The sequence below is a fragment of the Algoriphagus aurantiacus genome (genome assembly GCF_035156405.1).
In the GTDB taxonomy this organism is placed as follows: Bacteria; Bacteroidota; Bacteroidia; order Cytophagales; family Cyclobacteriaceae; genus Algoriphagus; species Algoriphagus aurantiacus.
The window spans coordinates 47264-67839 of record NZ_JAXRUT010000030.1; the positions used below are offsets into that span (position 1 = coordinate 47264).

The following is a 20576-nucleotide window of genomic DNA, read 5'->3' on the forward strand; positions in this document are numbered from 1 at the left end:
TGTCATAGTGCATTATGACACTAAACTATAAATAAAAATTGAAATGCAAAAATTCAGTCAACTATTTTCTTTAGCCATTAAATTTGAACATGGATTCACCTTACCTATTCCAAAGCCAAAGACTGGGGTTCCGCACTTGGCTCCCTTCTGATTTGTCTGCTTTCAGTATAATGAACGCTGATATAGAGACGATGACTTTCTTTCAACATCCACTGTCGGAGAAGGAATCACAAGCGCTAATGGACAGAATGAATAAACTCTATGCCGTGCATGGTCATTGTTACTTCGCAGTTGAATTATTGGAAAACAGGGAATTCTTAGGTATGATTGGTTTGGGAACAAAATCATTTAAGGCAAGCTTCACCCCTTGCGTGGATATTGGCTGGCGGATTAGGAGAGAGTATTGGAATCAAGGATATGCCAGCGAAGGAGCAGAAATATGTCTTGACTACGCCAAAAAATTAGGAATTGAAGAAGTCTATTCCCTTGCATCCTCAAGAAACCTGTCTTCAATCCGTGTGATGCAGAAAATAGGAATGAAATACCAGCATGAGTTCGAGCACCCTGAACTACTGGAATACCCGAGATTACAGCCTTGTAGTTTATACAAAATTGAATTCAAATAATGCTAATATGGAAATCTTACTTAGGTAAAGCTTTTCTTCCATGAACTGAAAGCAAAATCAAGTCCAGCTGGATAAGTAGAATATCACTTTGCTACGAACCTCCTGCGAAATTCTCTATGACCTTTGCTGTAATAAAAAAACCACTCCTTAAGTAGAAGTGGCTTTCGATTATAGACCATTTGTTCTTTATCCTAATAACAATGTCAAATTTCGATGGGTAGTGTTATATCCTACCCATGAATAACCATTGGTAGTTCTAGCGCTGGCTGACAGCACAAAGCTGTAGGCACAGGATTGCGGTGGTCGCCAATTCCCTGATGCAGGGATCAGTTTATTGACAAATCCGGCCCAATTCCCTTTCGCAGGCGTATACCCTTCAGAATAAATTGATGTGGAAAGACCGGCACCGTAAGTAGCATAGAAACTTACCGAACGTAGATTTCCTTCGGGATCATTTACTGTGATGCGGAAATTCAACCCATCAGGTGCCGCGCCAATCGTTTCTATCGCACAGGCAGACACTTCACTGCTGCCATGCTTCACGCTTTCTATGATAGTAGATGGCACATGATTGTCAATGTATAATTTCAATACCTGAGAATCCAACTCAGTATAAGATGTACCAATGTAAAAGGTGACTTTAACACTGTACAAGCCTGGCAAAAGACCCGAAGTAGGGAACTGAATAAGCAGATCATCAATCGAGTAATCTAAACCAGGATTTGCCAACTGATAATAGCCAAATGTATTAGGTGCAAAAGACTCCAAAGCATACGTTGATCCTGTCCAGCGATAGTTTGACCAGTTGCTGATCAATTTGGAATATGACCCCCCACCTGGGCCAGCTATTTCAACTTTATACTTCCTATTTCCTGCGGTATAGAGTTGCTGAAGTTTTGTACGGTTTCCAATCAAATTCAACGTGCCACCAAATGCAGCATTCTCAACAAAGTGATAGTATCCCGAATCAGTCGTTGCCCGACCAGTGGTGGATGAGATTTTTGTAGTAGGAATTAACCCCACACTACCTACTAGTGGGCCCAAATCCTTAGAAGGGATAGTCGGTTTTCTACTTAGAATTAACTGACGGAGTTTGGTGAAGTCTTTATAGAAATTACCCGGAAAGTCAGTTGTAAACCCCGGATTACTGGATTTTACTCTAAAACCAAAATATGTGTACGGAGTACTTAATGGCCAGGAAAGCGCCACATTGATTTCGCTGAGTTCTATTCTGAACTTCCAGATTCTGTGAGACACTTCTGAATTAGGGCTAGCTCCAAACTCCTGCACTACTGCAGAGTGTGAAGGATCTGCTAGCAGTCCAGTCCACTGTCCCGGACCAAGGTATTTCTGTCTTCCGAGTTTATTGGGTTGACCTGGGTAAAGGCCATAATTCACATCAACTCCCGAAGTAATTGCACGATCACGATTATTATCGAAAGTCAACCAAAAGTAATCGTTGGTACTAGGATCATTTCCAGTATCTGACACTACATCGAGTGTGAGGTAAAGGAAATTAGCGTCATTCTTGGCCATGACATAGCCTCTGGAGAATTTGAGACTACCCGCACCTTCCCAGTCACCAGCCATAATAGGCTTGTTGATGTCAACTGGATTTACTGCCCACTCACTCCGAAGAGGGAAAGCAAAAAGTAAAGGGGTTGTAATAGATAAATTTCTAAGTTTAGCCATTGTTTTTAAATAATTAAGAAGTTGAAAAGAAGTAATTGTCTCCTAAAAAATGAGACATGTGTGATGATACAATCCCGGTCTTTATGTGAAAAAATCATACAGCAAACGGGAACCAAAGAATATCGAAAAAGGAAAATAAATTCAATCTACTGATATTCAAACGCTTAGCAAATTTAAGGATTAAGAAGAAAAATGACAGAAAAAAGGACACAAAAAAAACCTGACTTGTACTAAGCCAGGGTTTTAAATTATTATTTTTTGCAAATTATTTTGCTGGAAGAACTTTAGCTTTCACTTCACCAAACCCCACTCTGATACCATCCTTCTCCGCAAATCCCTTCATAATCACAGTATCTCCATCCTCCACAAACTTCCTTTCTGTTCCTGAATCCAGCTTTACAGCTTCTTTTCCATTCCAAGAAAGCTCCAACATAGAGCCAAAAGAATCTGCATCCGGGCCAGAGATAGTCCCTGATGCCATCATATCTCCAACATTAATATTGCAACCATTTACTGTATGATGCGCCAATTGCTGTGCTACATTCCAGTACATATTTTTGAAATTGGAAGTGCTAACCTTACTGATCTTCTCATCTCCAGGCTGAATATAGGCTTCTAATTGAATATCGAAACTATGTGATTTATCACATTTCAAATAGTCCAAAACTTCAGGTTCCTGTACAGGGCTTTCTACTTTGAACCGCTCCAATGCCTCCAAAGTCACAACCCAAGGTGAGATCGAAGAGGCGAAGCTTTTCCCCAAAAATGGACCTAATGGCACATATTCCCAAGCCTGAATATCACGGGCTGACCAATCATTGAAAAGCACAAATCCAAAAATGTAGTCTTCAGCATCAGCAGTAGATACAGAATCTCCAAGTTTGGTGGCTTTACCTGTTATAAACGCTATTTCCAATTCGAAATCTAGCTTCTTACATGGACCAAATACCGGTGATTCAGATTCTGGATCCTTTGTCTGACCTTTTGGCCGGGTAATCGGCACTCCAGAAGGAATGATAGAAGATGCTCTACCATGATAGGCTACCGGAAGATGCTTCCAGTTTGGTAAAAGTGCATTTTCTGGATCACGGAACATCTTACCTACATTGGTAGCATGCTCCTTGCTGCTATAGAAATCTGTGTAATCCCCAATCTTCACCGGCATTAGCATGGTAGCTTCCTTTCGGTTTACCATCACTTTCCCCCTTGCCGAATGATCTCTAAGCTTTTCATTATCCGCCAAAAGCAAATCCTGAACACGCTCTCTGATTTTTTTGGTAATCGCTTTACCCAATCCAATCAGATCATTCAGAGACTCTTTTAGAAAGATTCCCTCGGGCAAAAACATATCCGAAAAGAATCCTTCCTGATCCAGAACACTCAAATCCACAATCTTGTCTCCGATTGCAATTCCTATACGTGAACTAAGTCTTTTATTCTGAAAAACCCCAAATGGAAGATTGTAAATGGTGAAATCAGAATTGTTTGATACTTCCACCCAGGTAATCAGGGTGTTGGTTGGGCTGTCGCTCATGGGTAAAAATCGTTGTGACTGCAAATTTAGCCTTTATGAATGAAATGAAAAGACCAAAACCACAAGTCTAAAAATTTCATTTTTCCGACAAGTGTATAAGTCATTGGTCACTTGATCTTTAACACAGTAGATCTAAATTGTAATTAATTCTCAATATTAAATATCAACCAATCATCAATTTCCATACTTCCAAAGCGATCTCTTTATTAACTTAGATTGAAACTGAAATCCTATCTAATGAAATCGAGCATGACACGCGTCACACGGAGGGATGATTATCTGTAAAGCGAGATTCCATCCCGTTTCCTTCGTCACGGGACAGGTTATGACCATTAAAAATCAAATTATAAACAGATGAAAAATCTATATCACATCTTCCTGACTCTCCTGCTGGTCATGGTCGTTTCTGTTACTTTTTCGCAAGAAAAAAGTATCATCGATCAGCTGGATGAAGTCGCTATTGTCGATCAGAAAGTCATGATGCCCATGCGGGATGGCGTACGCTTGGCTACAGATATTTACCGTCCCAAAGGCGAAGGAAAATATCCAGTAGTATTTTCCAGAACTCCCTACAACTTCAATACCTGGGGAAATGGAGAAATNTGCGGGATGGCGTACGCTTGGCTACAGATATTTACCGTCCCAAAGGCGAAGGAAAATATCCAGTAGTATTTTCCAGAACTCCCTACAACTTCAATACCTGGGGAAATGGAGAAATGAACACCCGCACCATGCAGACTGCGCTTTCTTGGGTGGAGAAAGGCTATGCCTATGTTGTCCAAAATGAACGCGGAAGATATTTCTCTGAAGGAGATTGGGACATTCTAGGTGTACCACTGACAGATGGATACGATGCATTCGAATGGATGTCCAAGCAAGATTGGAGCAATGGCAAAATAGGAACCCTAGGCTGCTCATCCACTGCTGAGTGGCAAATGGCTGTTGCCTCTCTGGATCATCCAGCCTTGACTGCTCTGGTTCCTCAGGGCTTTGGAGCTGGAGTAGGTAAAGTCGGAGACTTTTGGGAGCAAGGCAACTGGTACCGAGGAGGTGCCGGACAGATGCTTTTCACCAACTGGCTTTACAGTGTACAGCATGATCCAATGGCGCCAAAACTTCCAGAAGGCATCAGTCAAGCCGATTTGCTTAGACTTCAGCGTTTCTATGACATGTCTCCAGAGTATCCAAGAATTGATTCCAAAGAGGCTTTGAGCCATCTGCCAATTCAGGATATTATCAAAAATCAAAATGGCCCAATGGGAATCTATGAGGAGATGATCACCCGAAAGCCAAACGATCCCAAGTGGTTTAATGGTGGATTGTATCATGACGAAATGCCTTTTGATACGCCAAGTTTCTGGTTTGTGTCGTGGTTTGATGTGTCAGCTGGGCCAAACATTGCCCTATTCAATCATGCCAGAGAAAATGCAGTTTCTCAAATCGCCAGAGATAATCAGTACCTGGTAATTGCTCCGGTGATGCACTGCTCCTATACCCGCGCCACTGAAAACACGATGATAGGTGACTTGAATGTTGGAGATGCACGATTGAATTATGATGAGATTATCACAGCATGGTTTGACCTCTGGCTGAAAGGCGAAAAATCTGAAACCATGGAGGAAATGCCAAGAGTACAATATTACACCATGGGTGCCAACAAATGGCAAACTTCAGATGTCTGGCCTCCTGCCAATGCGGTGATGACTGAGATGTACCTGGATTCTGAAGGAAGTGCAAACACCCTGAATGGCGATGGTAAACTCACCTACAAAAAACCTAGAAAAGACAATCCTGACACCTTCCAATACGATCCGATGAATCCGGTGACTTCTTACGGGGGAAATGTCTGCTGCACGGGAAATGCCGTGGTAGGAGGTTCTTTTGACCAATCTGAGATGGAAAAGCGGGATGATATTTTGGTATATACTTCCGATGTATTGGAGGAAGGAATCGAGGTCTCTGGTTTTATCGAGTCCTACCTCTACCTTTCCTCAGATGCCAAAGATACCGATGTCACCATCAAGCTGATTGATGTACATCCTGACGGAAAAGCCTTCAATTTGGATGAAACCATTCAGCGTGTACGCTACCGAGAAGGCTATGACAAAGAAGTCTGGATGGAAGACGGCGAAGTGTATGAAGTAAAAATGACTCCAATGAGCACATCCAATTACTTCGACAAAGGGCACCGTATCCGCATCGAAGTCAGCAGCTCCAATTTCCCGCGATTTGACAGAAACCTAAATACAGGTGGTAATATCTACGATGAAACCGCAAGTGTTATTGCCACCAACTCAATTCACCATGGAGGAAAAAGTTTGAGTAGAATTGTATTGCCGATAGTGAAATAAGAACCATAAAAAAGAGATATTCTTAAAACTCGAAAACAAGGAGTTGAAATTAGCCTACTCCCCCTTTTTTAAAGGGGGCAAGGGGGATTTTTCCCGCCACTGTTCGTGGGGACACGAACAGGAAAAACACCACACCTCTGGATTGTGTCAGCACAAACAGGCTAAATCACATCGCCCTTGTTTGTGTCATCACAAACAAGCAAAACTAACTCGCCACAACCAACTTTTTTGCTCTTCAACCTAAAAAATTCACAGAATATTATACGGCAGGTTTGTGTGATCCAGAATTTAAAACTATTTCAACCTAGTTTTTTGGAAGATTCCGAGCTTAGAGATTATGTTTTATTTTTAAAGACTGCTCGTGTTAGCATTTTTGAGTATGATATCCCCCACTGAGCGTAGAATAAAGCTTTGATGCTGCTATGTGCAATTTGTAATTACACCTTACTATCAACATGAATTTGTAACTCTGATAGGTCTGGCTTCTGGAGAAGCAGCACAACTGAAAATCTGCGACCTCGCGGTTAAGAACCTTCTCAAGCTTTTGAAACTTAATTCCCATTCTCTTCCTTATTCAGTTTAGACAATAAGACACCAATCATGAGCAGAGGATTTGTAAAAGAAGATGATCAGGAAGAAACTCCTCTTGTACCGCCAAGAGCGGATTTACCGGATGGTGTCACCAACTATGTCACCGAAAATGGAATGGCGAAATTGCTCGCTGAAAAACAAGCGCTGATCGATGAGAAGTCTGATATAGATGCTGCCACCGAACAGGAAAAACGCATCGCTTCTAATTTCATCAGTGCAAAAATCAACTTGCTGGATGAGCGGATCTCCACTGCCAAAATTGTAGATCTGGACGAACAACCCAAAGAGGAAGTCCGCTTTGGGGCAACTGTCACACTCAAAATCGGAAATAGCTCAAAGTATCAAAGCTATCAGATTGTGGGTGTGGACGAAGCTGATATCTCCAAAAACAAAATATCCTTTATCTCTCCCATTGCCAAGATATTGATCGGGAAGAAAGTAGGTGAACAGGCAATCTTAAAGTTGGCTAAAGAAGATAGAGTTTTTAAAGTGATGGAAATCAGGTATTGATAGTTTACCAAAGATGGTTTTGATTTTTCCCAATCAGACACTAAGGATGGAAATTGGATTTCGGGATTACAAATCCCGAAAAGCACAATCCCTCTCTATCTTTAATAAGTCCAGCTTCTGGAGAAGCAGGACAACTCTAAAACTGCTTCCTTTGCGTTTTCCTCGGTTGGTGAGCTCGTCGAACCACCGCGACCTTTGCGACAAAAAAAGAATCAATCCACAATTGATCCGCCAATCATGCCTCCAAAATTGGCTTTTTCGCTATTTTTGCGCCTCAATTAATATCCAATTATGTCTATTGCCAGCAAATACGATCCAGCAGCTACCGAAGCCAAGTGGTACGCCTACTGGATGGAGCACAAGCTTTTTTCTTCGAAAGTTGATCATTCGAAAGAGCCCTACACCATCGTAATCCCTCCGCCAAATGTCACAGGCGTCTTGCACATGGGACATATGCTGAACAATACCATTCAGGATGTATTGATCCGCCGCGCAAGAATGCAGGGCAAAAATGCATGCTGGGTTCCCGGAACAGATCACGCTTCGATCGCAACTGAAGCGAAAGTTGTAAACATGCTGAAAGAACATGGAATCGATAAAAAATCCATTTCCCGTCAAGAATTCCTGAAATATGCATGGGAATGGAAAGAAAAATACGGAGGGATTATCCTGGAGCAACTGAAAAAACTGGGCGCTTCCTGCGATTGGGACCGGACGGCTTTCACGATGGATCCGGGATTAATTGATGCTGTTTTAACTGTATTTGTTGACTTACACAAAAAAGGAAAAATCTACCGTGGAATCCGTATGGTCAACTGGGATCCAAAAGGAAAAACCGCCCTGTCTGATGACGAAGTGATCACGAAGGAAATTGCATCCAAACTATACTACATCAACTATAGGATCGAAGGATCGGAGAGTGAATTCCTTACCATTGCTACAACCCGACCGGAGACCATCATGGCCGATGTGGCGATCTGTGTGAATCCAAATGACCCTCGATTTACTCATTTAAAAGGCAAGAAGGCTGTAATCCCATTAATCGACCGCGCCATTCCGATTATCGAGGATGAGTATGTGGATATGGAGTTTGGTACAGGCTGCCTAAAAGTAACTCCTGCCCACGATATCAATGATTATGAACTTGGGCTGAAGCACAAGCTTGAAGTGATCGATATCCTGAATGATGACGGAACACTGAATGAAAAAGCTCAGATTCTGGTGGGAGAAGATCGTTTTGTAGCCAGAAAAATGATCGGAAAGCGCCTGAAGGAAATCGATCAGTTAGAGAAAGTCGAGGATTATAAATCCAATGTGGGTCATTCGGAAAGAACGGATGCGGTGATCGAGCCGAAACTTTCTTTGCAGTGGTTCCTGAAAATGGATGAAATCACCAAGCCTGCACTTAGCTCGGTGATGGATGATGTGATCCAGTTGTACCCACCGAAGTTCAAGAACATGTACCGCTCTTGGATGGAAAATGTGCGCGATTGGTGTATATCACGTCAGCTCTGGTGGGGACATAGAATTCCTGCTTATCACCTTCCAAACGGAGAATTTGTAGTTGCAAAAACTGCTGAGGAAGCCCTGATAATCGCCAATGAGAAATTTGACAACAAATTCACCTTGGCGGATTTACAGCAGGACGAGGATGTATTGGACACCTGGTTTAGCGCATGGCTTTGGCCGATATCGGTTTTTGATACGGATGTCTTTTCTACCGGCAAGCCGAATGAAGAATTGAAATATTACTACCCAACCAATGATCTTGTCACTGCTCCGGAAATTTTGTTCTTCTGGGTGGCAAGAATGATCATAGCAGGCTATGAATACACTGGCGAAAAGCCTTTCAAAAATGTCTACCTGACTGGAATTGTGCGGGATAAATTGGGCAGAAAGATGTCCAAATCTTTGGGCAACTCTCCCGATCCACTGGATCTGATTGCCCAAAACGGTGCTGATGGAGTCAGAACAGGAATGCTCTTCTCCTCTCCTGCGGGAAACGATTTGCCATACGACGATAAACTCGTGGAGCAGGGAAGAAACTTTGCCAACAAAATCTGGAATGCCTTCCGTCTGGTTAAAGGCTGGGAAATAGATCCAAATCTGGACGGTTCCGCCAATGCTTCAAGTATAGAGTGGTTTGAAAACCGATTCAATCAAGCGCTGGTAGAAATCAATGAGCACTTTGAGAAATTCAGAATTTCCGATGCGCTGATGACTACATACAAGCTGGTGTGGGGAGATTTCTGTTCTTGGTATTTGGAGATGATCAAGCCAGAATATCAACATCCAATTGATCAGGCGACTTACGATAAGACGATTATGCTTTTCGAAGATATCCTGAAGATTCTGCATCCATTTATGCCTTTTATCTCGGAAGAACTATGGCATCAGATCAAAGAAAGATCAGTGGAAGAATCTCTGATTTTAGCTTCATGGCCTGAATCAAAAGCTTTTGACACAAGGATCATCGAGGAAGCCAATCAAGTCTTTGAAGTCGTTTCTCAGGTAAGAAACCTACGTGCTTCCAAAGGAATGTCGCCAAAAGAATCGCTTGACCTAACCATCAATGCTAAAAGCGAAGAGTTATATGGTCGATTCGAAGTAGTCTTGAATAAGCTGGCAAATCTGTCTTCATTGAACTTTGGAGAGAAAGTAGCCAATTCGATCAGCTTTGTAGTAAAGTCTGATGAGTGCTTTGTTCCTATGGGCGACTCGATCAATATTGAAGAGGAAAAAGAGAATATCCAGAAGGAGATCGATTACACCAAAGGCTTCTTGAATTCGGTGATGAAAAAACTCGGTAACGAGCGATTTGTAGCTGGTGCTCCTGCCCAGGTCATAGAAATGGAGCGTAAAAAACAAGCTGACGCTGAAGCCAAGATCAAGGCGTTAGAGGAGAGTTTGGCGAAACTAGGCTAGCACTTTGTAAATCCCGCAAAGGAGGCGCGATGGCGCAAAAAAGGCAGATTCATTGCAAAGTAGTTTGATACACCGCCCGATAATCATAGCACTGCTGTTTGGATCCCGATTATTATCGTGGATGTAATCCAAAACCAATAATTAAAGGAATTTGCAATTCCACATAGTACTGACTTAAGTCAAATCCAGTTTCTGAAGAAGCATAGTTAAATGGGGATCTAAGCTGTTCGTGATGACACGAACAGCGGCGAAAGTTCATTGAGGATTTAAGCCGTTGGTGATGACACCAACGGTGGCGATTCCGCATATCAGGTATTAGTTAAGTCCAGCTTCTGGAGAAGCAGGACAACCGCGTCCTCTGCGAAAACCTCCGCGCTCACTGTGGTTAAAAGCATAAATCAAAAGCCCGACTGAAATCAAATTCAGCCGGGCTATTTCTAGATTTAATCTGTTATTAAGCTGCGTTTCTCGCTGCATTTATAATCCCAAACATACTTCTCAAAATCAACTTTTGAAGTACTTCTGTAGACTTACCTGTTTCAAGGATTTTCTGAATAGCATATTGCTGCACAGTAATCAAAGGCAATACGATTCGTTCACGGATTTCAATTGACTTTTTAATCACCTTATTATCCCCCATCAATTCATCCATTGAAGACACTGCTTTGAGCTTCTCTATAGATCTAAGGTACTCATCATACATAATCTCCCAGAACTCACCATAGTTCTTATCATGCTTCAAATAAGCAGTAGCTGGATAGAAACACTTGGTAAGTGACTGCATAGAATTGCCAAGAAGTGCTCTGAAGAAAAGACTATTGTTGTATAGCTCTTTTAACTCACCCAATTTCCCTTTCTTTTCCAGAACCTCGACCGCAGCTCCAACTCCATAGAAACCCGGAATATTTTGCTTCATCTGCGCCCATGAACCCACGAAAGGAATCGCCCGAAGATCTTCAAATTTAAGACCTTCTCCCTTACCTCTTTTTAATGGTCTGGAACCGATATTGGTCATCCCAAAATACTTAAGCGGAGTCACATGCTCCAAATAAGGAACAAACTTAGGATGGCTTTTGAATTTTTTATAGGATTCATAAGCTTCACCTGCTAGCTCGTCGATCAATGCACGCTGCTCGGTATTTAGATTCTTGTCCGCACCACCGTAAAGATGGTTTTCCAATCCAGCACTGAGAAGTTGCTCAAAATTGTAAGTACAAGAAGCCTGCTTGCCGTAATTTGCTGAAATAGTCTGTCCCTGGATGGTAACCTGGATTTCAGAGTTTTCTACTTTTTCTCCTAAAGAAGCGTAGAAGTTATGCATGTTTCCTCCACCACGTGCAGGAGGTCCACCTCTACCGTCGAAGAAGACGACTTCTATCCCATTCTCTCTAGAGACTCTGGTCATCTCCTCTTTAGCCCTTAGAATAGACCAGTTAGCTTGAAGGTATCCACCATCCTTAGTTCCATCGGAGAAGCCAAGCATGATTGTTTGTTTATTCCCTCTGAATGCCAAATGCTCTTTGTACTCAGGAAGATTGTATAGACTTGTCATGATCCCCGGCGCTTCTGCCAAATCATCGATCGTCTCAAAAAGAGGCACAATATCCAACGGAAGATTTTCCTTTTCTGCGCCCATCGTCAGCTTTGCCAATTTGAAAACCTCCAATAGATGCTTTCTAGATTGACAATTTGAAATAATGTAGCGGTTGAGAACTTCTTCTCCACTCTCCTGCTGGATGGAGTCTATAACTCCAAACGATTGAAGTATTTCTTGATTAAACTCGTCTTGAAATGAGGATATCTCAGGGAGCTCGGTCAGTGAAAGGATTTGGGAGATTTGCTCATCTTCCGTTCCCTCAAGTTTCTTGCCTTGAAGCTGAAATATCTCCTCTATCAACGTATCATGCTTTCGGCTATCCTGACGCATGTCCATGCATGCGAAATGGAAACCGAAAATTTTGACTTTCAGAATAAACTGATCCAAAACATCTAAGAAAAGTCCTTCGTGATGCTTAATCAATCCTTCTCTGGCTGTTAGTAAATCACCAAGCAATTGCTCTTTGGTCTTATAGACCGGATCATTTTCAAACAAAGTAGCGTAAAGACCACGCTCAATATTAATCAGGATTTCTTCTACGTGCTTGAAGGTCAATCTTCTTCGCACTTTGCGGACATCTTTATAGTAGCATTTCAACACCCACTTTTTCAGGCGCGCTGCTACTTGCTCAGTAATGGTATGCGTCACAAATGGATTCCCATCTCTGTCTCCACCTGGCCAAAAGCCAACTTTTAGCAAACCTGGGTTTTCCCAGTCATGCAGTGGGATATTAAGAGACCCCAGTAGGCGGACCATAATATCTGAGATACTTTCATAGAAAATGTTTTCCAAAAACCAGATTAAGCTTACGGCTTCATCATAAGGAGTTGGTTTCTCTCTTTTGGTAAATCCTGTTTTACCCAATTGCTGCAGCAGAGAATTTATCTTGCCAATGTCATCCGCGCGGATTGCGTTCTCCAGATCGGTGATAATTGCCAAGACGTTGCCTGGATAGAATTGAGTAGGGTGAGCAGTTAGTGTGAGACGTACAGAGAAAGTCTTTAACTTCTCTACAAGCTCTTCCCGCTTGTTATCATTGTCTGTTCGGTCAATCAAAGCTTTGACTGTTCCTTTACCATTCAGATCATGGATCTTTTCATAGGCAGCATCCTCAATCGAATCAAATAACACGACCTGCCGCTCTACGTATTGGATCATCTGGAATAGCAAATCAGATCTCCTTTCTTCTGTGGAGTCTGGCATCAATTCATCGAAAAACCCTGCAATAATTTCCTTGGGAGTTAATCCTTTTTGGAAACCATTCTGACATGCCGACCCTAAAATCGGAAGCAAAGTTCCTGTACGGTAGATGTCATTGAAGGGAAGATCTAAAAATAAACTGTTGTAAATCGTGAAGCGCTTGGCTACTTGGGTATCATAGGTTTTATACATTATTCATCTTCCTTTTTAATGGTTAAGCAAATTAGTAAAAATTCTAAAAACTGAAATAACTATTGAGTATTCATTAACAAATAATCTCATTCTCTTCCTTTTTATTAACCAAATGACAAATTTATCAACAAAAACTCAAAACCCTTATTTCGGATATTTCAATATCTTTCTGATATGAAATCGAGCATGAAGCAGACGCCACACGGTGGAATGATTATCAACCATGCGAGATTCACTGCCTGACGGTAGGCAGGTCCCGAACAATCCCGATAACTATCGGGACGGGACAGACTATGTGGCCTTTGAAAGAAAATTATAAACACATGAAACGATCACTTTTACTAGCTGGACTACTAGCAATCTCTTTTGCCTGCACCACAGATAAAACTACCGAAATGACAGAAACACCTATTACTTACTCTTTTCTTGTAGGCACTTACACCGAGGAGGCAAGCCAGGGAATTAATCAACTTGATTTTACTCCTTCGGAGAATAGACTTGAAGTTCGGACAATTTTTCCCGGAATTCAAAACCCATCCTTTGTATTAGCGAATTCCTCTGAAGACAAGGTCTTCAGCTTAGAGGAAATAGACAATGTACCTGGTGGAAATATAATCAGTTTGACCCGCTCTAAAGAGAATCAAACCCTTTCCAAAATTAGCGAATTGCCTAGCTACGGTGATCACCCCTGCTATCTTGCACTCTCTCCAGATGAAGAGTTTCTGACTGTAGCAAATTATAGTGGTGGTAGTTTCAGTGCCTTTAAGATTGGAGACAATGCAGAATTAATGCACCTTCAGACTATTCAGCATGAAGGTAGCAGTATCAATCAAGACCGACAAAATTCTCCACATGTACATAGCACAGTATTTAGCCCAGATGGTAAATTTTTACTTGTGGCAGACCTAGGCACGGATCAGGTGTATGTGTATGATTTTGATGCAACTGCAAAAGAGCCACTCACCCTAAACAATGCATTTAAAGCCCAGCCTGGAGATGGCCCCAGACATTTGGTCTTTTCATCTGATGGATCTGAGGTTTTTGTGGTGGAAGAATTAACGGCTGTATTGGCGGTATTTGATTTCAAAGACGGAAATCTCACTCCTAAGCAACGGATCTCCCTAGTTGCAGATAATTATGAAGGGGAAGTCGGAGCTGCTGAAGTAAGAATTTCCCCTGACGGCAAGAATATTTATGCATCCAATCGTGGAGATGCCAACAGTCTTTCGGTTTTCGCAAAGAAAAATGACGGAAACTATTGGCTGATCCAACAGGTAAGTTCCGGAGGTGTAATGCCACGTAATTTCAACCTCACCGCTGATGGTAAATATTTACTCTCTGCCAATCAAGCAAGTAATGACATTGTAGTTTTTGAACGGGACGAAGAAACGGGGGAACTAAACCTAACGTCCTGGAAAGTGGAAATAAACAAACCTGTTTACCTCTTCAGACTAGATGACTAAGAAGGTTCTTCCCAGGCTGTGACTGGATTGTAAAGTATTTTACCTCTATCTACTTCCAAGGGAGATTCTAAATTGTTCTGATACAATTTCCCTGTACCAAGTCCTTGCGGAATCTTAGCACCCAAGCTATCTGAAAGTTGAGCGATAGCATTCAATCCAATGTTACTCTCCAGAGCCGAGGTCATCCACCAGCCAATCTTTCGAACCTCAGCCAGTTCAATCCATTCTTTGGTTTCCAATATCCCACCAAGTAATGTTGGCTTTAGAATGATATGTTGAGGCTGGATTACATCAAGAAGTTCAGCCTTATTTTTCACTCCTATCAATTCCTCATCAAGTGCGATAGGTAGCGGAGTGGCTACGCAAAGTTGCTTCATAGCTTCCCAATTCCCAGCTGCAATTGGTTGCTCTATGCTATGCAAATCATAGTTGGCTAATTCCTGCAGTTTGCTGAGTGCGCCATCTTTCGAAAATGCGCCGTTTGCATCTACACGAAGCGTAATTTGTTCTTTGGAAAAGCGAGCTCTGATGTAATCAAGCAGATCCAATTCTTGCCGAAAATCAATTGCACCAATCTTCATTTTGATACAGTCAAAGCCCTGTCCCAGCTTTTCATTGATCTGCTCCAGCATAAAGCCTTTTTCTCCCATCCAGATCAATCCATTGATAGGAATAGACTTTTCCCCTTCAAAAAACTCACCACCAAGAATCATCTTTTTACCGCCATTCATCAGATCAAGAATCGCTGTTTCTAACCCAAACCTGATGCTTGGCAATTCAAAGGGAATAAGTTCTTGTAGCTGTTCTAAAACCCCTCCTTCAGATTTATTCCAATTTACGTTCGAAATTCCCTTAAGCGTGTGCTGAAGTATCTGCTCAAAATCAGGACGATCATCCAAGCTCAATTTCACCAAAGGGGCAGCTTCGCCCCAACCTATTATTTCAGGATGGCCTGAATAAAAAACTTTGATCCAGTAAACATCCTTAGTCTTCAAAACTCCTCTGGAAGTACCTGCATCAAACTTAAAAACCAATGTTCGCTTGAGGTAGTCAAAGGTAATTTTAGGAGAATCGGTCATGGATTAAGAATAGTTTTGGAAGGTACTTGAAATGAGTTGGGCTATATTTGCAGGCAGAATTACACCTAGTTATGCAGATCCCAGCAATTGATTTAAGCGAGTACGAATATACATTACCCGAAGAAAAAATCGCGAAGTACCCTTTGGCAAAGCGCGATGCCTCGAAACTTTTACACTACAAAGATGGTCAGATTTCACATCTGAACTTTAGCAACCTTCCAGATTTGCTTCCCGCAGACACCTTGCTTGTGTACAATGACACCAAGGTAATTCCAGCTCGATTGATTTTTCAGAGGGAAACTGGAGCAAGAATTGAGATTTTTCTCCTTCAACCAATTTCTCCTACGACAGTGATCCCAGAGATTATGCTTGCCAAGCATCCAGTGATTTGGGAAACTATGATCGGGAATGCTAAGAAATGGAAAGATGGAGAAATCCTAAAAGGCCTGATTCTTTTCAATGGTAGTTCGATAACTCTTCAAGCCAAATTATTTGATCGGGAGACACGTCAAGTGGAATTCTCCTGGGACAATCCTGAGGTCGCTTTTGTAGATGTGGTAGAAGCAAGTGGTGAGGTTCCACTTCCTCCATACTTGAACCGCAAGCCTATCGAAGAAGACAAATCAAGGTATCAGACAGTGTACTCGGAAAAAGAAGGTGCTGTAGCTGCTCCCACTGCCGGACTTCACTTTACTCCCGAGATTTTCGATCAGTTGAAATCTAAAGGCATCAAAGAAGCGCAAGTAACGCTGCATGTGAGTGCAGGTACTTTTCAGCCGATCAAAGCCAGCGAGATCACTGAGCATCCTATGCATAGCGAACAAATCCACATCAATCGAGAAACAATTGAGCTTATCTTATCAAACTTAGGAAAAGTCGTAACTGTAGGAACTACCTCCGTGCGAACACTGGAAAGCTTGTATTGGTACGGCGTAAAGTTACTTGAAGGAAGAGGCGAGGATTTGAAAATCGAAAAGCTATTTCCATATGAAAGCAGAGAAAGTTTGCCATCGGCTAAGCAAGCTTACGATGCCATTCTAACTTATATGAAAGAAACTGGCCTTCAAACAATCATGGGAACCACTGAGATCTTTATTTTCCCTGGTTACAGATTTAAGATTGTCAAAGGGCTGATTACAAATTTCCATCAACCAGGCTCTACCCTTATCTTGTTGATAGCTACGATCCTTGGCGAAGATTGGAAGCGAGTTTATACCGAAGCCTTGGCAAATAAGTATCGCTTCTTAAGTTACGGAGATAGTAGCTTACTCTGGATAGAATAGTCTTCCAGAAACAAAAGTCTTTAACGGCCTGAAAATAGAGCCCTAAACTCGATTTAAGCCATTTGAAGGCTGAATTCGGAGAACTCAGAATAGTCAATCTCTTTGACCATAATGATCATGGCATTTGCAAATTCTTGCTTGCAAGCTTGAACTTCATAAGCATAATAAAGATCATTAGTCACAGAAATTTCTAAAGAACCGAAAAAACGAAAAAGTTCTTCTTGGGAATTAGAACGGATGATTACGCATCCATTGTTAGCGTAACATTTCTCAATCAAAAAGTTCGCAGCAGAGGTTTGGATTTTCATAGTAGTTGGCTTTAAATAAAAATCAAATTTAACCACTACATATTAAATATATATACCCTATACAGGGTATTTTTCACTTTTCCAGAAGTTAACTGTCAAATTATTTTATTTGATTTTCAGACTATTAGACAAAAAGATTTGATCATAAAATTCCTATCTGCTAATGATTTGTTTAAATCTGATCATTTGACTTATATTTGCATCGATTTACAACATGGATGAGACTTAAAATGAGTCAAAAATCCATAAAATTATCGGAAGGATGATTTTGTAAAACGAAAAACGAAGCCAAATAAAAATATCTAGAGAGTTGGATGAGTGGCTTATCCCGATAGCTATCGGGACAGCAGTTTGCTAACGTTCAATCTAGAGAAATTAAAAAAAATAGAGAGTTGGGTGAGTGGCTTAAACCAGCAGTTTGCTAAACTGTCGTACGTGTCAAAGCGTACCGGGGGTTCGAATCCCCCACTCTCTACCATTAAAAATCTAAAAACTAGCGAGTTACAATTCAAAAAATTGTCAACTCGCTTTTTTTATTTCCAAAAATGATCGTAACTAACTGATTTACTCGTGAGAGTACCACATGTAAAAAGTGTCTTTGTAGCCTTTACCCGTGGACAACCCCCTATAATTTTCATAGTTGCCTGTAATTCCAGTGCGTCATTCGTGTAGTTCATTTACTCGAAGGACGCACTGAGATTGTTATAGATTACTGATTTACAACATATTCAATAGATGAGCATCTTGTGATTTAGAACTTGTATTCCGAGTTTTGTTTAATCTAACGGTTTTACAAATATTGGTTGGGCCGTTATATATGAAATATCCTTCAAACAGATATTTTGGTTCGAAAACCAAATCCCGAATGTAAAACAATCTAGCCATTTGTTATTTGTGCTGAAGGCGACTGGCATTTAGTAAAAGTGTATCTTCATTCCTTCGTGTGTTGCTTTAAATCCCAAGTCTTCGTAAAATTTAATTGCTTCTGAGCTTTTTTGTCTGTTGTCAGTTGTAGCAAATGTGCATTCCGTTCTTTCGCTCTATTGATTGCCCATTCAAACATTTTTTTTCCAATACCAAGTCCTCTTTTATCTTTTCTAATCCTCACAGCTTCTATTTGTGCTCTTATTCCCCCCTGATAGGTCAGATACTGAATAAAAGACAATTGCAGAGTTCCTATTATTTCAGAATCCTCGTTTTCAACAACAATTAATTCTTGATTTTGGTCAGCATTTATATTGTCAAAAGCATTAAGATATTCAGTTGGTAATGGTGTTTGAAAATTTTCTCTATTTTTTTTCAAGTTCATCATCCGCGATCATTTCCACAATTAGCGAAGCATCGTTTCTTGTTGCTTTTCTAAATTTCATTTTTAGTTTAGTTTCTTCCGCCCAATTGCCTTTGGCCAATGTTAGCGGTTCGTTGTTTATTGTCTGATTTCAAAATTCCCTTTCCTGATAGGGTAATCCTTTTTGATTTTCACAGTATGTCTTCAAACTATAAAGAAACATTGCCCAGTTATAACCACACCATCGATAAAAGTCTGCTCGCTCTTTCCAATCAAAGTGTTAAGAATTACTGTTGTGCTATTATCTTTTTCTATAAGTTCAAAAGATACTCCCGTTCCTATCCATTCTTCATCTAATGCCACACATTTCCAAACGACCTTGCTGTTTTCTTTCAGTTCAATTGCCGTCAAGCAATATGTACTGTTTTTTCAATTGTTTCCCGAGACCTTCCACCGTCCAAAAAAGTGTCAATGTAGTCTGCTAAATCGGAGTGAGGTCTAATCTGGGTGTAAATCATATTTCTTGTCTGTCAGGGTGACTCGCCCTGAAAACGGGAAGGATATGATCCTCCCCCAAGACTACTTCCCTGTCAATCTGAAAGGACCTTCAGCATGGGTTTTATGTTCTGATTCACTCTGAATAAGTTGTGTGGGTCATATTTATTCTTAATTGCTTCAAGTCGTTCATAATTATCTCCATAAGCAGCCCTCACCCTACTTTCTCCCTCATCCATCATAAAATTAGAATATGCTCCTCCTGCCGAATAAGGATGCAATGCTTCCCAATAATCTTTGCACCATTTTGTAATTGTATCTGCATTTGAAGGATCCGGGTCAACCCCAACAATTACTCCTGCATACTTGGCATCTCTGTAAGCCCATGCTGTTGCGTCTTTTGCCACTCTGCCGGCAGCTCCACTAATTGGATACAGGTGCATTTGAGAAAGGGGTGTTGGTATCTTTGATCCAAATTCTAAATGCTTTGCCCTGACCTCGGGGCCTAAGTCATTAAAAAAATCAGCCCTCCAATACCATTGCAAACCGCGAGGAAACAACCCATCAAATAAAGTCTGGACAGAAGGGTAAGGCATTTCACCCACATGCTCAAATAAAGGATTCATTGCCAGGATCGGCTCGAACGCTTCTTTTGCCTTAGCCATGTCTCCGGTATAACACCATACTATTCCACAGAATTGTTTGTTATGTAGATGCTCAGGAAATGGCGCTCCCGGAATAATCAACGTTGCGATGAAACCATTTAAATCGTCTGGTGCACTATTTATAAAGTCTTGATACCATTTCATTATTTCTTCTGTTTTTTCAATTGGCCACAAGGTTGGGCCTCCAAAAACAGTTTTTACCTTATGCGCCTGAAATTTAAAGGAGGTTACAATTCCAAAGTTTCCACCTCCGCCACGAATGGCCCAAAACAAATCACTATTCTTTTTGGCACTTACCGTAACAAAAGAACCATCTGCCAATACCATATCAGCTTCCAATAGGTTATCTATGGTAAGTCCATATTTTCGTGACAGATGACCTACACCACCGCCGAGGGTTAATCCCCCAACACCGGTTGTAGAAATAATTCCTGCAGGAATTGCAAGCCCAAATGGATGCGTGGCATGATCAACTTCCCCCCACAGGTTTCCTCCTCCAACTCTGACGGTGTCATCAGAAGTATCAACACGAACAAATTTAATTCCCGACAGATCAATTACTAATCCATCGTCACAAGCACCTAAGCCGCCACCATTATGGCCACCACACCTAATAGCTACCAATAAATTATTTTCTCTTCCAAAATTTACGGAAGCCATAACATCTGTATCGCTCCGAGCATCCCATATGTTTTGGATTAGGAATTTCAGAGAATCGGTTTAGGTCTGTGCTGCTTCCAGTTTGAGGGAAGAAGTTGGTACAGGTCTTTTTGTTTA

15 protein-coding genes and 1 tRNA gene are annotated in these 20576 nt (G+C 41.3%); 8 read left to right on the forward strand and 8 right to left on the reverse strand.

Annotated elements, in window-relative coordinates; all coding sequences use genetic code 11:
* Positions 1-89: 89 nt before the first annotated feature.
* The gene (locus SYJ56_RS22135; RefSeq protein ID WP_323838023.1) at positions 90-626 is read left to right on the forward strand and encodes a GNAT family N-acetyltransferase; all 537 of its coding nucleotides are present in this window, start codon (positions 90-92) and stop codon (positions 624-626) included.
* Positions 627-812: 186 nt separating this feature from the next.
* Here the strand turns inward: SYJ56_RS22135 and SYJ56_RS22140 are convergent, their stop codons facing one another.
* Together SYJ56_RS22140 and fahA are read right to left on the reverse strand one after the other, a co-directional pair.
* On the reverse strand, positions 813-2318 hold the full coding sequence (locus SYJ56_RS22140; protein WP_323838025.1) for a hypothetical protein: 1506 nt from the start codon (positions 2316-2318) through the stop codon (positions 813-815).
* Between the two features lie 265 nt (positions 2319-2583).
* Positions 2584-3852: a fumarylacetoacetase gene (fahA, locus tag SYJ56_RS22145; protein WP_323838027.1), complete on the reverse strand. Its 1269-nt coding sequence runs from the start codon at positions 3850-3852 to the stop codon at positions 2584-2586.
* 486 nt (positions 3853-4338) lie between these two features.
* On the opposite strand from fahA, the gene SYJ56_RS26085 reads away from it, so the two are divergent.
* From SYJ56_RS26085 to SYJ56_RS22165, 4 genes are all read left to right on the forward strand, one after another.
* Positions 4339-4521 (forward strand): CocE/NonD family hydrolase, encoded by a 183-nt coding sequence (locus tag SYJ56_RS26085; RefSeq protein ID WP_465038400.1) that lies wholly within the window; start codon positions 4339-4341, stop codon positions 4519-4521.
* The gene (locus tag SYJ56_RS22155) at positions 4473-6203 is read left to right on the forward strand and encodes a CocE/NonD family hydrolase (RefSeq protein ID WP_323838031.1); all 1731 of its coding nucleotides are present in this window, start codon (positions 4473-4475) and stop codon (positions 6201-6203) included. The genes SYJ56_RS26085 and SYJ56_RS22155 overlap by 49 nt, the downstream gene beginning before the upstream one ends.
* Positions 6204-6803: 600 nt before the next feature.
* Positions 6804-7304, forward strand: a complete 501-nt coding sequence (locus SYJ56_RS22160) for a GreA/GreB family elongation factor (protein WP_323838033.1) — start codon at positions 6804-6806, stop codon at positions 7302-7304.
* Positions 7305-7595: 291 nt separating this feature from the next.
* Positions 7596-10229: a valine--tRNA ligase gene (locus SYJ56_RS22165; RefSeq protein ID WP_323838035.1), complete on the forward strand. Its 2634-nt coding sequence runs from the start codon at positions 7596-7598 to the stop codon at positions 10227-10229.
* Between the two features lie 454 nt (positions 10230-10683).
* Here the strand turns inward: SYJ56_RS22165 and SYJ56_RS22170 are convergent, their stop codons facing one another.
* A complete protein-coding gene (locus SYJ56_RS22170) occupies positions 10684-13218 on the reverse strand; it encodes a phosphoenolpyruvate carboxylase (protein ID WP_323838037.1) in 2535 nt (844 codons plus the stop codon).
* A gap of 323 nt (positions 13219-13541) precedes the next feature.
* Here SYJ56_RS22170 and SYJ56_RS22175 point away from each other — a divergent pair, with 323 nt between their 5' ends.
* Positions 13542-14681, forward strand: a complete 1140-nt coding sequence (locus tag SYJ56_RS22175; protein WP_323838039.1) for a lactonase family protein — start codon at positions 13542-13544, stop codon at positions 14679-14681.
* Here the strand turns inward: SYJ56_RS22175 and SYJ56_RS22180 are convergent.
* Entirely contained in the window at positions 14678-15760 is a 1083-nt protein-coding gene (locus SYJ56_RS22180; protein ID WP_323838041.1) for an o-succinylbenzoate synthase, read from the reverse strand. The two genes, SYJ56_RS22175 and SYJ56_RS22180, sit on opposite strands and share 4 nt — an antisense overlap.
* A gap of 71 nt (positions 15761-15831) precedes the next feature.
* Here SYJ56_RS22180 and SYJ56_RS22185 point away from each other — a divergent pair, with 71 nt between their 5' ends.
* Positions 15832-17043, forward strand: coding sequence for an S-adenosylmethionine:tRNA ribosyltransferase-isomerase (locus SYJ56_RS22185; RefSeq protein WP_323838043.1), 1212 nt, complete (start codon positions 15832-15834; stop codon positions 17041-17043).
* 53 nt (positions 17044-17096) lie between these two features.
* Here SYJ56_RS22185 and SYJ56_RS22190 read toward each other — a convergent pair whose 3' ends face one another.
* Positions 17097-17351, reverse strand: coding sequence for a hypothetical protein (locus tag SYJ56_RS22190; protein ID WP_323838045.1), 255 nt, complete (start codon positions 17349-17351; stop codon positions 17097-17099).
* A 386-nt stretch (positions 17352-17737) separates the two neighbouring features.
* On the opposite strand from SYJ56_RS22190, the gene SYJ56_RS22195 reads away from it, so the two are divergent.
* Positions 17738-17829: transfer RNA gene (locus SYJ56_RS22195), tRNA-Ser, on the forward strand.
* A 453-nt stretch (positions 17830-18282) separates the two neighbouring features.
* On the opposite strand, the gene SYJ56_RS22200 is transcribed toward SYJ56_RS22195, so the two are convergent.
* The 3 genes from SYJ56_RS22200 to SYJ56_RS22210 form a co-directional block, all read right to left on the reverse strand.
* Positions 18283-18660 (reverse strand): GNAT family N-acetyltransferase, encoded by a 378-nt coding sequence (locus SYJ56_RS22200; protein WP_323838047.1) that lies wholly within the window; start codon positions 18658-18660, stop codon positions 18283-18285.
* 183 nt (positions 18661-18843) lie between these two features.
* On the reverse strand, positions 18844-19050 hold the full coding sequence (locus SYJ56_RS22205) for a hypothetical protein (protein ID WP_323838049.1): 207 nt from the start codon (positions 19048-19050) through the stop codon (positions 18844-18846).
* Positions 19051-19229: 179 nt separating this feature from the next.
* Positions 19230-20510: an FAD-binding oxidoreductase gene (locus SYJ56_RS22210; protein WP_323838051.1), complete on the reverse strand. Its 1281-nt coding sequence runs from the start codon at positions 20508-20510 to the stop codon at positions 19230-19232.
* Positions 20511-20576 lie beyond the last annotated feature (66 nt).

Coding starts and splice junctions, on each gene's coding strand:
- SYJ56_RS22185 (WP_323838043.1), top strand. CDS start 15,832: ATGCAGATCCCAGCAATTGATTTAAGCGAGTACGAATATACATTACCC.
- SYJ56_RS22175 (WP_323838039.1), top strand. CDS start 13,542: ATGAAACGATCACTTTTACTAGCTGGACTACTAGCAATCTCTTTTGCC.
- fahA (WP_323838027.1), bottom strand. CDS start 3,852: ATGAGCGACAGCCCAACCAACACCCTGATTACCTGGGTGGAAGTATCA.
- SYJ56_RS22170 (WP_323838037.1), bottom strand. CDS start 13,218: ATGTATAAAACCTATGATACCCAAGTAGCCAAGCGCTTCACGATTTAC.
- SYJ56_RS22180 (WP_323838041.1), bottom strand. CDS start 15,760: ATGACCGATTCTCCTAAAATTACCTTTGACTACCTCAAGCGAACATTG.
- SYJ56_RS22200 (WP_323838047.1), bottom strand. CDS start 18,660: ATGAACTTGAAAAAAAATAGAGAAAATTTTCAAACACCATTACCAACT.
- SYJ56_RS22140 (WP_323838025.1), bottom strand. CDS start 2,318: ATGGCTAAACTTAGAAATTTATCTATTACAACCCCTTTACTTTTTGCT.
- SYJ56_RS22160 (WP_323838033.1), top strand. CDS start 6,804: ATGAGCAGAGGATTTGTAAAAGAAGATGATCAGGAAGAAACTCCTCTT.
- SYJ56_RS22165 (WP_323838035.1), top strand. CDS start 7,596: ATGTCTATTGCCAGCAAATACGATCCAGCAGCTACCGAAGCCAAGTGG.
- SYJ56_RS22190 (WP_323838045.1), bottom strand. CDS start 17,351: ATGAAAATCCAAACCTCTGCTGCGAACTTTTTGATTGAGAAATGTTAC.
- SYJ56_RS22135 (WP_323838023.1), top strand. CDS start 90: ATGGATTCACCTTACCTATTCCAAAGCCAAAGACTGGGGTTCCGCACT.